This window comes from Acinetobacter sp. YH12155 (genome assembly GCF_013418255.1).
Taxonomy (GTDB): Bacteria; Pseudomonadota; Gammaproteobacteria; order Pseudomonadales; family Moraxellaceae; genus Acinetobacter; species Acinetobacter indicus.
Genome location: NZ_VPCK01000024.1, coordinates 15,556 through 28,991, shown reverse-complemented (window position 1 = coordinate 28,991; position 13,436 = coordinate 15,556). Strand labels below are relative to the sequence as shown.

The window sequence follows — 13,436 nt, the reverse complement described above, 5'->3', positions numbered from 1 at the left end:
GTGATGGGAGAGCATGTTCAAGAGTGGATTCTAAATGTTCAGATAAAGACATAAAAAAATGAGCGTATTTACATACACTCATTTTTACTACATTTTACTAAAATTTGCTTAACTGACTGGCATTACTCCATCAGGAGGCTTTTTGCAGGGCTTTGGTATTATTGTGAAACCGGATTCTTTTTCAGGTTACGCATCAGAATGTTCAGGGTTTCCCGATGATGGGTTAGACGCTGTTCTACCAGCTGGAATTCAACTTTCAGCTTGTCATCCATTTGATGGATTTTTTCTGCCACCGCCGATTTCTTGGCCTGAATTTCCTGCTCTTTTAACTTGGCCCAGTCATTTAGGGTATGGGTAAAGGCTTCATATTCTTGTGCCAGACGCTGTTTGACGCTGCTGATGTCGTCATTGACATTGTGGCCATATACCGCCAGGTCCTGCTCGGCATATTTGAACTTCATCGCCAGTTCCGCTTTTTTAATATTAAAGCTTGGAATACGGCGCAGGTTTTTTGCCAGACCCAGTTTCGAACAGCTCCAGATTAACCATTTGGTTGGGTCATATTGCCACCATTTCACGCCATTACGGTAATCGTACTGGAAGATATGGTGATAGTTATGATAACCCTCGCCCCAGGTGGCAATAGCCAGCCAGAAGTTGTCACGCGCCGTATTTTCGTCGGTATATGGACGTTTGCCCCACATATGACACAGCGAGTTAATAAAGAAGGTGACGTGGTGGCTCAGAATCAGACGCATTAAGCCGCCTAAAAGTAAAACACCCCAGATGTCGCCCACAGCCCAGCCAATTGGTAGCAAGATGCCAACATGTACCAGAATCACTAACGGTACATAGTATTTATGCTGGAACATCACCAGTTTGTCATTCAGCAAATCTGGCGCATTTTTATAGTTCGGTTCTGCTGCCGGATAGTCGCGCAGCATCCAGCCTAAATGGGCGTACCAGAAACCGTTATTGATGGAATACGGATCTTTATCGACATCATCGACATGACGGTGATGGGTACGGTGACCTGAGGCCCAGAACAGGATACTGTTCTGTACGGCAAAGGTGCCCATAATCATTAAAATGATTTTCAAAGGTAAAGTGGCTTCATAGGCACGGTGCGCCCATAAACGGTGATAACCTGCTGTAATACCCAAGCTGCTAACGCCAAGTAAAACAAACATGCTGATCCAAGCTGCAAGGCTAAAATCATGGTGGTAAGCATATAACGGGATGGCAATGATTGCGACAATTGGCAAGAACACCAGAGCAAAAACGGCAACCCAGTTAATTGGGGCTTTGGGTAGGGGAGCATTCATCTCCAACAGTACTCCTGAAAGCTGGGGAGGTGTAAAGAAGTGCTTAATCCATTACTTTTTGTATGGAATAAGATTTGAGCATATTAGCATGCGCGTTTCGGCGTCACTAGCATTATTGTACAGATGTATTGTACTAAACAGTAACAGAATAAGATTGAAGCTTCATTGATTTTATCGAAGGCTGCGGCATGATAAAGATAAATCCTTGATCAATGCGAAATCAATCACATGAGATACCGTAAAATTAGTTTAATTTTGCCGTATTTGATCGCGGTGGTTTTCATTACGGCCTGTCAAAGCACACCGCCGTCTTCTACAGCCTCCAAAGTCCAGTCACAGCCACGTGCGGTAAAAGCACCGGCAGCGGTTAAACGCAGTAGCGATGGTCTGCAGGATATTCGCTGGGAAATTCAAACCATTCAGGGGAAAAAGGCACGTTATTTTCATGCCAGCCCGTATTTAATGCTCAATTCCCGTTTTCAGAATCTGCAGGGCAATACCGGCTGTAATTCTCTTTTCGGCCGCTATCAGCTGCAGTTCAGTCAGGGCCGTTTAAGCCTGAACAGCCGTGCCACGCATAATAGTTGTGATCATGCGCTGGCGCAGGAAGCCGACTTGATGGATGCCTTGCAACGGGTCAAACGCTTCCAGTTACAGGGTAAAACCTTATATTTGCTGGATGAGCGCGGGCTAATGCTGATTCAGGCCAATCAACGCTAAATAGAAGTTCAATCAATATAAAATCAGCCTGTAACATGCAGGCTGATTGAGCATCTATTGTTTTAAATATGTTGCATCATCAGTTTTGGGAAATCGGTAATTAAACCGTTAATGCCTAAATCTTTCAGCTGTTTGGCACGTTCCACTTCATTGACCGTCCAGACACTCACCCCCAGTTGTGCTTGCTGGGTGGCCTGAATCATGCGCGGGGTCGCCAGTTCATTCATCCAGCCAATCTGGCAGCAGCCAAAGTGCAATGCCTGTTCAATGGCCTGTTCCTGAATATCTTCTTCAATCAGTAAACCGCGCTTAAAGGTCGATTGCTGCGCCTGTAAGGCCTGATGAATTTTCAGGTCAAAACTGGTAATCACAGCAGAATGTTCAAAGCCTTTGAGCTGCTGATGCAAGGCCAGAGTCAGCTGTTCAGCCTGCGCCTGGGTTTCCACCGCTTTAATTTCAACTTCGATATGTTCAAAGTTCTGGATTAGGGCCAGGGTCTGGTTTAAATACGGGGTGATTTCAAAGTTCGACCAGTTTTTCCAACCATAGGCCTGATTATAATGATGTAAATCTTGCGTGCTGCATTCATACAGCGGACGGTCCTGACCGGTGGTCCGGATCAAATGATCATCATGCATAATGACCAGTTGCTGATCTTTGAGCTGACGTACGTCAAACTCGACGGCGCGTACGCCTAAATCCTGAATATACTGAAAACCGCCCAGGGTATTTTCCGGGGCTTCGCCGCGGGCACCACGATGTCCAATTATACGCATAACAGGCTCAGCGTTTGGGGAGGAAGTTTCATTGTGAGCCTTTAAGATGACCGGGATGTGACAGCGCTATTGTGCGCTGATCTTAAATTTATACAAGTCAGATCAGCGCATATTTTCATCAATTTTTTCTATGAAAATGACGGCTTTATTCAATCGTTTCGTTAATATTTTTTTGCCACAGCACTTCAGCGCCGCCTTCACTGCGTTGCAGGGTGCGTGAAGCCACAAATAACCAGTCAGATAAACGGTTTAAGAGCTGTAAAGAGGTGGCCTGAATATTCTGGTCACGGCTATGCACCGACATCACGCTACGTTCGGCACGGCGGCAGACAGCACGGGCCTGATGGGCATAGCTACACGCCAAGGTGCCGGCAGGCAGAATAAAGTCCTTAAGCATGGGCAGGGTTTCATTCATCCGATCGATGTCGTTTTCCAGAAACTCGATTGATACCGGTTGTACCAGAGTAAAGCCCGGAATGCAGACTTCACCGCCTAAATCAAATAGCCAGTGCTGAATCAGGCTTAAAGATTTATCCCAGCTGGCTTTGTCCTGAATGGTGCTGGCGGCAATCTGTGCGCGCAGTACGCCAATGGTGGCATTCAGTTCATCGACATCGCCGAGTGCGGTAATACGTAAATCATCTTTGGCGACGCGTGAGCCATCACCGAGACCTGTGGTGCCTGAATCGCCTGTGCGGGTATAAATTTTACTTAAGCGGTGACCCATGTAAGTTCCTTAAATAATGAAATGCTGTAAATAAAAAGAATCATGCCATAGCCATGACATGATCCCAAAAGTATTTGCTTGAACTTGGATGGGCTTAATATTTAAAGGTCACACCGGCAGATGCGAGGCGACCACCGTTGATGTAATATTCATCACCACCATATGAAGCAGTTTTAAATTTCACATCACCAATATTTTTGATATTGCTAAATAACTTAATATTAGAATTAATATTCCAATAGCCATTTAAATCTACAGTTGCATAGCCTGGGAGTTCTTTAGAGTTTTTTGCTGCAGAAATCTTAGAAGTGGATTTGGCAATTAATGAAGCACTCAAACCATAGTTCTCATTTTCTAAACCAATTGTAGTCGTAAAAGATTGGCGTGGACGACGAGCCAATTCATATCCTTCTTCGAGGTTTTGAGTTTTGACATAAGCATATTGAGTATTGAAAAATAAGTCCTCATGTTGCCATTTCAAACCGATTTCAGCACCTGTCATTTTGGCTTTGCTTGTATTGATATAGGACGAGTCAGATGTTTGGGTGGATTCATCCCATTCAGAAACATAATCAATTAAGTTTTTGGCCCGAGTTTCAAAAATCGATGCAGAGCCTGTAAAGCCCTGACCGAATATTTGATCGATGCCCATTTCATATGAAATACTTTCTTCTGGTTTTAAGTTTGGATTGCCAGTCGTGATATAGGTAATAGGGCTTGGTTTAGCATATGTATCAATAAAAGTGCTTGCATAAAAGAGCTGATTGCCTGTCGGTGCTTTAAAGCCTGTACCAATATTGCTATATATGCTGGTTGTAGGTGTTAAATCAAAACGTCCTGCGACTTGCCCTACAATATGGCTTCCAAATTGTTCATGATCTTCGAGACGTAAACCCACTTGAGTATGCAGTTGCTCGGTATCTAGTTTATGTTGAATGTAATAGCCAATGGTATCTAAATTTTGTTTTTGTCCATTAATGGAATAACTTTCAATATTGGCATAATTTAATGAAGAACCAATCAATACATTTTGATGATCCGTCATTTTCCAATTTAGATGGAGGTCAGCTTCATCACGTTCTGTGTAGAACAAATAGCCGTAGCCTTGACTGATTAACTCATCTTCAAAATTAGAATATTGTGCATTTAAACTAATCTTTGGATTTAATTTAAATTGTGTCGAAGCAATCAGAACGCGATTTAAAAAGTCCTGAGAACTATAATTAAATTCGTTGATACCTTGATTTTCACTAAAGCTCAAAGACGATTTAATCTGCGTTGTATCTAAACCGATTTTTGTACTATACCCACGTTGGTTAAAAGCTTTATTTTGTTTAGATTTATCGGTGACAGGCGTACCATCACTTTCTAAATTTTGTGCTCTAACTTGCGCATAAAAACCTGATGAATCTTTTAAATCTGCTCCAATAACCGCTTTATAAGTTTTATTTTCACCAACTTCGGTGGTGATAAACGTAGCATTTTTTTCAGGTGTTTTAGTAATGACATTAATAACACCGCCAATAGCATCAGTTCCATATTGTACCGAAGCGGGGCCTTTTAAAATCTCAATTCTCTCAAGATCGCTCAAATCAATATAAGGAATATTAGCTCCGCCATCTAGTGCTGTATTTAAGCTGACGCCATCTTTTAAAAATAACAGGTGCTTAGAGTCTGTACCACGTATGAATCCTGAAGTGGTTTGACCAATACCACCACTCTGTACGATATTGAGAGAAGCATCTTTGCGCAGTAGATCCCCGAGGTTTGAAATCGGTGATTGGTGAATATCTTTTTCAGAAAAAACGGACATTCGTACAGGCACATCCTTGATATTTTGCTCACTACGAGAAGCTGTAACCACAATGGTATTAAGCTTGGCTTGTGCTGTTGGAGACTCGTTGGCAAAACTTGAAGATGAAAAACCCAACGCAAGTGCGATCGCACCTACCAAGGCAGTAGGTTGAAATTGAATAGACATGAAATGCTCCATACATTCACCCCACGTGAATGATTGAGTTAAAGGGCACAACAAGCAGGTATCCGGACTTCAATGTGGCGCCAAGCATCTTGATGATGACCTGGACCTATATATCCACCTTCCCATATCTGAATACAGTGGTGTAAATCGTATGATTTAAACTGATATATGTTTCATTGTTACCGTTGCGGGGGCAGTGTTGGATTTTCACCAATTTCCCTAAAGCCAAGGCTTAAACTTGCTGTGAAACGGGCGCAGTATAAGTGCCGTATGCATTTTAAACAACTTGTGCAAGAATTATCAGGCTGAACTTTACTCAAGTGAAAAAATTTGCATTACAATGAGCCGGCCCCATATTTATAGATAGGCTATAAAGCGGGCATTACGAGAGCCAAACAAGTTATGCGAACCCGTGCCAAAATTTGCGGCATCACCCGGGTTGAAGATGTACATGCCGTCGTCAACAGTGGTGCAGATGCAATTGGTTTTGTATTTTATCCTCCAAGTCCGCGCAGTGTGAGCGCAGAACAGGCCAGCGTTCTGGTACAGGCCATTGCGCCTTATGTGCAGGTGGTGGGTTTATTTGTAAATAGCTCAGCCCGTGAGATTCAGGCCATTCTCAATACAGTCGCGCTGGACATCCTGCAATTTCATGGCGATGAAAGCCCGGAACAGTGCCAGTCAATTGCACAGCAGGTTGGACGTCGCTGGTACAAGGCGATTCAGGTTAAACCGGGCCTAGATGTGGTGGCTGAAATTCAAAAATATCAGCAGGCCGGTGCCAGCGCTGTACTTTTAGATGCCTGGCATCCTGAATTAAAGGGCGGAACCGGGCACAGCTTTGACTGGAGCAGCTTTCCCCAACTGGATATTCCACTGATTTTGGCCGGTGGATTAAACCCTGACAATATTGAAGACGCCATTCACACCACAGCCGCGTTTGCTGTAGATGTGAGCGGAGGCGTAGAATCCGCAAAAGGTATTAAAGACCAACAACTCATAGAACGCTTTATGCAAGGAGTCCATCGTGGATCAGCAAACTGTTAATACAGAAAAACAGGCAATTGACTATACCCAGTTCCCTGATGCAAAAGGGCACTTCGGTATCCATGGCGGACGTTTTGTGTCAGAAACCCTGATGGCGGCTTTAGAAGACTTGGAAAAGCTCTATTTCCGCATGAAGAATGATGAACAGTTTCTGGCAGAATTCGACCGTGATCTCGCTTATTACGTCGGTCGTCCAAGTCCACTGTATTATGCTGAGCGATGGTCGAAAGAGTTGGGTGGTGCACAGATTTACTTAAAACGCGAAGACCTGAACCATACCGGCTCGCATAAAGTGAACAACACCATTGGTCAGGCGTTATTGGCCAAACTTTCAGGTAAAAAACGTATTATTGCCGAAACTGGTGCCGGTCAGCATGGTGTGGCGACAGCAACCATCGCGGCGCGTTTAGGTCTTGAGTGTGTAGTGTTCATGGGTGCGGAAGATGTGAAGCGCCAGGCCATGAATGTGTATCGTATGCGTTTGCTGGGTGCCAAAGTCGTCGCGGTAGAAAGTGGCTCTAAAACTTTAAAAGATGCCATGAATGAAGCGATGCGTGACTGGGTCACCAATGTCGATTCAACCTATTATGTGATCGGAACTGTGGCGGGTCCACATCCCTATCCGCAACTGGTGCGTGATTTCCAGTCCATTATTGGCCGTGAAGCACGCCGTCAGATTCAGGAACAAGCCGGCCGTCTGCCGGATGCACTTGTGGCCTGTGTGGGAGGTGGTTCTAATGCTATGGGCCTGTTCTATCCATTCCTGAATGATCAGGAGGTGAAAATGTACGGTGTTGAAGCGGCGGGCTTAGGCATTGAAACGGGGAAACACTCTGCGCCATTGAATGCCGGTCATGTCGGTGTCCTTCACGGCAACCGTACTTACCTGATGTCAGATGAACAAGGTCAGATTATTGAAACCCATTCGATTTCTGCTGGTCTGGATTATCCGGGTGTGGGTCCTGAGCACAGCTTCCTGAAAGATATGCATCGTGTGGATTATGTGCCAATTAATGACCAGGAAGCTTTACAAGGTTTCCGTGACCTGACCAAGATTGAAGGCATCATTCCGGCATTAGAAAGTTCACATGCGATGGCGTATGTAACCAAGCTGGCGCCAACCATGTCGAAAGATCAAATTATTATTGCAACGGTTTCAGGCCGTGGTGATAAAGACTTGATGACGGTAGCGCGTATTGATGGCGTGGAAATGGTGGATATGTAAAAAATCTCCCTAACCCTCTTTAAGAAAGAGGGAATAGCCCTCCTTAGTAAAAGGAGGGGGAGGATTTAAATCGCATTCAAGCAATTGGGTGCGATTTTTTATTGTTGTAATGAAAGTCCCCCACTTTTTTAAAGGAGGGAGGGATTATTATTCAGATCCTATTTTTGCACAAATTCAGGCAATTATAATTCATCCAGATTTTCCCTTACTTTGGAAAAGCCCAAAGTAAGCAAAGACTTTTGTTGAGCAGATCTGACGTCCCTGTCATGCTGCTCAACAGGCGACATCCCGATCGCCAACGCGTATCATATTGCTGATTTATCTTCTACCTGGTTAAAACCCTCTTCTGGAGTCTTCCATGCCAAGTCTGTTTATTGTCATGTTGGGCGGTCGTCATGCCCGCGCCAATACCGAAGTGCACGATGTGGTGCTTGCCGTGGGTAACACGCTGGAAGAGACTTTCCCTCAGCTAAGACAGGCCTGGTTTGGTGATCAATCCGGCTTACATATTGATGCCTGGGCGCAAATCAATGGGGTGGAATTTGAAGGTAAACAATATCAGCTGCAATTTAGCAATGCAGCCCCGAATCAGGCGCATGAAAAACTCTGGCTAATCAATTTAGGCGGCTACGATGCGCGTGAATTTGGCGAATTGCATCGCTATGTTCTGGTGGTTGCACAAAATACCATGGTGGCCAAACAGCGTGGCAAGGCATATTTTGCTGCACACTGGCAAAAGCAGCATACCGACCGGGTGCTGGATGTCGATGACTGCATCGCCATTGATCAGGTGCATGGCCGTTATGTACAACTGGTGGCCGGGGAGTTTGCTGGAAACCGCTGGGAAAATACCTATTCGCCTATTTCAGAATCCTGACTGTAGCAGACTTAAGCAATTGGTTTGGCTTGGATATTGTGAAAGAAAGCAATCTATGTTTTTGTTATTGTTTAGATAAAATAATCTTATTTTTATTTTTCTGGCCAGATTTTATAGGCATAATAAGGCGGTAGCTACAGTGTCTCAAACCACATGGAATGTCGTACATGGATTTAATACAACAGAATGGACAGCCACGTTACGGACGTTTTAAGCAATTACCGACCAGTATCCAATACCATCATTATCAATATAAAAGCCCCTATGGTGATGTGCTGTCTGGTTGGCGTAAACGATTAAAATATAAGAAATTTAAATTTTGTTGTATTCAGCATGAGCACTATACCATTGGCCTGGCCATTGTTGATATTGCCTGGGCCGGGCATGGTTTTGTTTATATCTACAATCATTTGACCGGTGAAGTGCTGGAATGGGATGCGATCAGTTTTCTGGCCCGGCATACGGTGCTGGACGAGCAGCCGCTGTTTAACCATAGTCATTTTCATAAAGCCGGTTATCAGCTGGATATTCAGCATGCCAATGGGGTGCGTTATATCCGGGTGACTAAATACGGCGAACTGCGCCTGAGTGCGCGAATTTTCTGTGCCGGCACTGATCCATTAAGCATGTGCAGTCCGAATGGGATTAATGGCTGGACCTATACCCAAAAGCTGACCACACTCGGCTGTGAAGGTTTTTTTATTAACAAGCAGGGACAAACCATCCAGTTTCATGACAAAACTTTTGTTTCTCTGGATGATACCTGTGGTTTTTTACGCCCGGAAACGGCCTGGTTCTGGCTGTCCTGTAATTTCTGGGATGCCCAGAACAAACGGGTTGGCATTAATCTGGCTTCTGGTGTCAATGAAAGCTTTGGCAATGAAAACTGTCTGTGGGTCAATGGCCGCCTGTATCCGCTGGCAGATGTGTTATTTGAGCAGCAGTCAGATAACCAGTGGAATATTGTCTCGCTGGACCAAAGCCTGAATTTAACCGTGACCACCGGCTGGCGCCGTTATGAAAATCTGAACCTGCGCCTGGTGGGCAGCCAGTTTAGCCAGTGGCAGGCCAAAGTCAGCGGTACCATTGTGCAGGATGATCAGGAAATTGTGTTCCTGAATGAATATGCCTTGCTGGAACAGCATTATGCCAAATGGTAGATCTTCGTCGCTGCTCCTTCTCACCAAAAAGCTACAACTCATCCACTCAATAAAAAAGCTGAACCTGACATTCAGCTTTTTTAATCCATCATAACTTTTCTTTAATCTTTAGCCGCCTGCCAGAAGGCTTCACCGGCCTGAATCGGATCATTGGTCTGTTCCAGGGTGTTAATCCAGACTTCATACTGGGCAATAATCGGATGCTGGCTGGGATGAAAATCTTTTTTAAACCAGTCCTTATATAGCCGGCCCATCCGGGTCAAGGTGCCTTTTTTGCCAAAGAACCACGGCAAACCTTTGGCATTCAGTTGCAGACGCTGCCACAGACTAAAGCCATCCTGTTTTAACATGATATTGGCCCGATAAATGGTAAAACCAAACATCAGGAACGTGGTCCAGACCAGGGCAAAATGCCGCATCGCTTCAGAAACTTGGGCCACATCACGCATTACATCAAAGGCCACATCCCGATGTTCCATTTCTTCAATCGCATGCCAGGCAAACAAGGCGCGTACATACGGATGTGCTTCAGCTAACGTCGAGCGATGGGCATAAAAGGTTTCAGCCATGAGGGCGGTCAGATGCTCGGCTGCTGCCGTGGTGGCAATATTATATTCCGGGGAGCGTTTTTCCAGTTCAAATTTAAAAATCCGGTTGAGCTGGCGGATAAACTGATCCACCGGCATACCCTGATTTTTCATTAGCTGGTTCATTTTGTCATGCGCGATGCCATGCTGGGCTTCCTGGCGGATAAAGTCGGCCACGCGTTGCTGCAGTTCTGGCTGCTGAATCTGCTCGCGGTACAAGCGTACCGACTGAATAAAATAGCGTTCCCCATCGGGAAAGGTCAGGCTTAAGGCATCAAACATGCGGGTCAGAAAAGGATCTCCACCAAACCAGAAGCGTGGAATCTGTTCCAGCTTAAAGTCGAGATTGCTGCGCACCACTGGTTGCGCCTGATATTGGACTATGGCATTCATCTTGTTTTACTTCATCTAGTCGTTCATATCTGCAGTATGTCGGGCTTTAGCGGCTTTGTTTTGACAAGTCTTGCCAGTTTTTATACATTTTACGCCATAGTGAAAATAAGAAATGTCAGGATGACAACTTACCCGAGTGATATTCAGATTCCAAACGGCTATGTGCATTTGTGGCAGTCCTACCTGCAGGCACAAGGTGTGCAGCCACAACAGCTCGAGCTGTCAGACAGCTTGCAGCAATATGTGCAGCATGTACTGAGTTTGCCGATTGATGGCCAATCTTCCTGTCAGGCTTTTATTGCGTTACTGGAACAGACCCGGCAGCAGCTGAACACAGCCTATCTGGTGTTTGAGCTGGCGCGTTTTATCCGGCCGGAACATTTTGGTGTGCTCGGCTATATGGCCTCGCGCAGTAATAGCGTGGCTGAAGCCTTGCAGTATATTGCCCAGTTTAGCCGGCTGGTGATTGATGCTAACGAAGCGGTTCCCATGCAGATTCAGCAGCAGGATGATCTGCTGATTGTCTCCTGGCCGAATCCGCAGGATCAGAGCACGCTGATTCACGAAATCACCTTTGCCTGTATGCTGCAGCTGGCCCGGCAGATGTTTGCGGCCGAGCACTTTCCCTTGCGCCGGGTTCATTTTGCCCATGCTCCGCAAACGGCGCTGTATCAATATCAAAAATTTTATGGCTGCGAAGTGCTGTTTGATCAGCCAGATTATCAGCTGGTGCTGAGTATCGACAGCCTGCAGCTGCAACCGCAGCAGCCTGATCCAACTTTAATCGGGATTTTAAAAAAACAGGCTGAAGAAGCGATGGCGGCCAAACCCTTGCTGGAAGGGCTGGACCAGAAGCTGCGCCATCTGATTGCCGATTATTTAAGGCTGCAGCAACAAGCACCCAAGCTGGATGAGCTGGCTGTCGAGCTGTGTATGTCCAGTCGCACTTTACAGCGTCAACTGAGTGAACTGGGGACCTCATTTAAACAGCTGCTGGACATGGAAAGGATCAAACGCTGTGAGTTGCTATTACCGCAAAAGCTGAGTCTGACCGAGATTGCCAGCCAGCTCGGTTATTCCGATCAGTCGGCTTTGGCGCGTGCCTATAAAGCGCATTGCGGCCAGACCTTAACCGAGCGGCGCCGGGTACTGCGTCAGCAACAGACCACCAATAAAAAGCGGCTGAATAGCCGCTTGGAAAATTAAAAAGTACAGTCTTAAGCCGTGCGCAGTTTAGGGAAACGCAAGGCAATAGCGGCAATCGCAAAAATCGCCAGCACCCAGCAATAATAGACACTGCCAATCAGCTCTACCGGTGACATTTTGGCAATCGAGCAGGCCAGCAATAACTGGGCGCCATAAGGAATCAGGCCCTGTACCACGCAGGAGAAAATATCCAGCAGGGCGGCAGCGCGTTTCGGATCGACGCCATATTCCTGCGCCACTTCCCGCGCCATATCTCCAGACAGGATAATCGCCACGGTATTGTTGGCCACAAACAGGTTGGAAAACACCACCAGAAAGCTAATCCCCAACTCACCAGCACGTTGCGCGCCAACCTTAAACAGGCGAGTCAGCTTGTAGATGCGTTGAATCAGCCATTCCAGGCCACCTTCTTTTTGCATAATGGCCGATAAGCCACCCAGGAACATCGACAGCAACGCCACTTCAAACATGCCGACAAAGCCATCATAAATAGCGCCATTCAGCTTGAGCAGATCAAACTCGGGCAGCATCAACAGTCCCATCAGTGCCGAGAGTAAAATCCCGATGGTTAACACTGCCAGTACATGCAGGCGGGAAAAGGCCAGCACAAACACCGCCACATAAGGCAAGATGAGCCAGGCGTTATACTCCTGATAGGCAATGGCCTGGGTATTCTGGTTGATCAGCATATAAATCAGCACTGTGATCAGCGCGGCCGGTACGGCAATCCAGACATTGACCTTGAATTTGTCACGCAGCTGTACTTTCTGGCTGCTGGTGGCGGCAATGGTGGTGTCGGAAATCATCGACAGGTTGTCGCCAAACATGGCACCGCCAACCACCGCACCAATGGTATAGACCGTGGCAATTTGCGTGGCTTCGGAAAAACCAAAGGCAATGGGTGCACAGGCTGCAATGGTGCCCATTGAGGTGCCCATGGCAGTGGCAACAAAGGCTGAAATCAGAAACAGCATCGGCAGTACAAATTCAGGCGGAATAATCGACAGGCCCAGCTGTACCGTGGCATTGACACTGCCAATGGCGCCACTGGTGCTGGCAAAGGCACCGGCCAGCATAAACACCATAAACATCAGGATCAGATTGGGATGGCTGGCGCCCTGCAAAAATTCTTCAATGGCCCGGTTCAGCTGACCACGATAGAGCAATAATGCCAGGATAATCGCCGGAATGGCCGCCACCGGCGCCTTGACCTGATAGAAGGCAAACTCGGTCCCAATCAGGGAATGGTAAATGCCACTGCCTAAAAAAATGGCTAAAAATACAATAAGTGGCAACAGCGCAAGCCCGCGAGCGTGCACTTTTGCCTGGGAGTCGGAAATCATAGAAATAAGAAAAAGTCTGAAAACGGCGCTAGTATAAAGCAGCTTTTGCTATTTCTGAAAACTTTAAAT

The 13,436-nt window shown here is 46.2% G+C and carries 12 protein-coding genes and 1 riboswitch; of the genes, 6 read left to right on the top strand and 6 right to left on the bottom strand.

The genetic code is table 11. The features are described 5' to 3' along the window. Positions 1-158: 158 nt before the first annotated feature. Positions 159-1,325: an acyl-CoA desaturase gene (locus FTU86_RS12355; RefSeq protein WP_005179996.1), complete on the bottom strand. Its 1,167-nt coding sequence runs from the start codon at positions 1,323-1,325 to the stop codon at positions 159-161. Between the two features lie 228 nt (positions 1,326-1,553). Here FTU86_RS12355 and FTU86_RS12350 point away from each other — a divergent pair, with 228 nt between their 5' ends. Then, on the top strand, positions 1,554-2,045 hold the full coding sequence (locus FTU86_RS12350) for an META domain-containing protein (protein ID WP_005179993.1): 492 nt from the start codon (positions 1,554-1,556) through the stop codon (positions 2,043-2,045). A 62-nt stretch (positions 2,046-2,107) separates the two neighbouring features. Here the strand turns inward: FTU86_RS12350 and FTU86_RS12345 are convergent, their stop codons facing one another. The 3 genes from FTU86_RS12345 to FTU86_RS12335 all read right to left on the bottom strand — a co-directional run bounded on the left by FTU86_RS12345 (position 2,108) and on the right by FTU86_RS12335 (position 5,529). Next, on the bottom strand, positions 2,108-2,821 hold the full coding sequence (locus FTU86_RS12345) for a glycerophosphodiester phosphodiesterase (protein WP_005179990.1): 714 nt from the start codon (positions 2,819-2,821) through the stop codon (positions 2,108-2,110). A 145-nt stretch (positions 2,822-2,966) separates the two neighbouring features. Beyond that, positions 2,967-3,548, bottom strand: a complete 582-nt coding sequence (locus tag FTU86_RS12340) for a cob(I)yrinic acid a,c-diamide adenosyltransferase (protein WP_016658650.1) — start codon at positions 3,546-3,548, stop codon at positions 2,967-2,969. A gap of 94 nt (positions 3,549-3,642) precedes the next feature. Further along, positions 3,643-5,529 (bottom strand): TonB-dependent siderophore receptor, encoded by a 1,887-nt coding sequence (locus FTU86_RS12335; protein WP_180048555.1) that lies wholly within the window; start codon positions 5,527-5,529, stop codon positions 3,643-3,645. 35 nt (positions 5,530-5,564) lie between these two features. Then, positions 5,565-5,786, bottom strand: a riboswitch (cobalamin riboswitch). Between the two features lie 145 nt (positions 5,787-5,931). Between FTU86_RS12335 and FTU86_RS12330 the strand changes: the two genes are divergently transcribed. The 4 genes from FTU86_RS12330 to FTU86_RS12315 all read left to right on the top strand — a co-directional run bounded on the left by FTU86_RS12330 (position 5,932) and on the right by FTU86_RS12315 (position 9,838). Then, complete coding sequence (locus FTU86_RS12330; protein WP_075168221.1) at positions 5,932-6,576, top strand: phosphoribosylanthranilate isomerase; 645 nt, start codon at positions 5,932-5,934, stop codon at positions 6,574-6,576. Beyond that, entirely contained in the window at positions 6,557-7,801 is a 1,245-nt protein-coding gene (gene trpB / locus FTU86_RS12325; protein ID WP_005179981.1) for a tryptophan synthase subunit beta, read from the top strand. Before FTU86_RS12330 ends, trpB begins: the two co-directional genes overlap by 20 nt. A 358-nt stretch (positions 7,802-8,159) precedes the next feature. Beyond that, a complete protein-coding gene (locus FTU86_RS12320; RefSeq protein WP_180048554.1) occupies positions 8,160-8,678 on the top strand; it encodes a DUF1543 domain-containing protein in 519 nt (172 codons plus the stop codon). A 167-nt stretch (positions 8,679-8,845) separates the two neighbouring features. After that, positions 8,846-9,838, top strand: a complete 993-nt coding sequence (locus tag FTU86_RS12315) for a DUF2804 domain-containing protein (protein ID WP_005179978.1) — start codon at positions 8,846-8,848, stop codon at positions 9,836-9,838. 101 nt (positions 9,839-9,939) lie between these two features. Here FTU86_RS12315 and FTU86_RS12310 read toward each other — a convergent pair whose 3' ends face one another. Then, positions 9,940-10,818: a metal-dependent hydrolase gene (locus FTU86_RS12310; RefSeq protein ID WP_016658655.1), complete on the bottom strand. Its 879-nt coding sequence runs from the start codon at positions 10,816-10,818 to the stop codon at positions 9,940-9,942. 120 nt (positions 10,819-10,938) lie between these two features. On the opposite strand from FTU86_RS12310, the gene FTU86_RS12305 reads away from it, so the two are divergent. Continuing rightward, complete coding sequence (locus tag FTU86_RS12305) at positions 10,939-12,024, top strand: AraC family transcriptional regulator (RefSeq protein ID WP_016658656.1); 1,086 nt, start codon at positions 10,939-10,941, stop codon at positions 12,022-12,024. Positions 12,025-12,035: 11 nt separating this feature from the next. On the opposite strand, the gene FTU86_RS12300 is transcribed toward FTU86_RS12305, so the two are convergent. Continuing rightward, positions 12,036-13,367 (bottom strand): Na+/H+ antiporter NhaC family protein, encoded by a 1,332-nt coding sequence (locus tag FTU86_RS12300; protein WP_160242839.1) that lies wholly within the window; start codon positions 13,365-13,367, stop codon positions 12,036-12,038. Positions 13,368-13,436 lie beyond the last annotated feature (69 nt).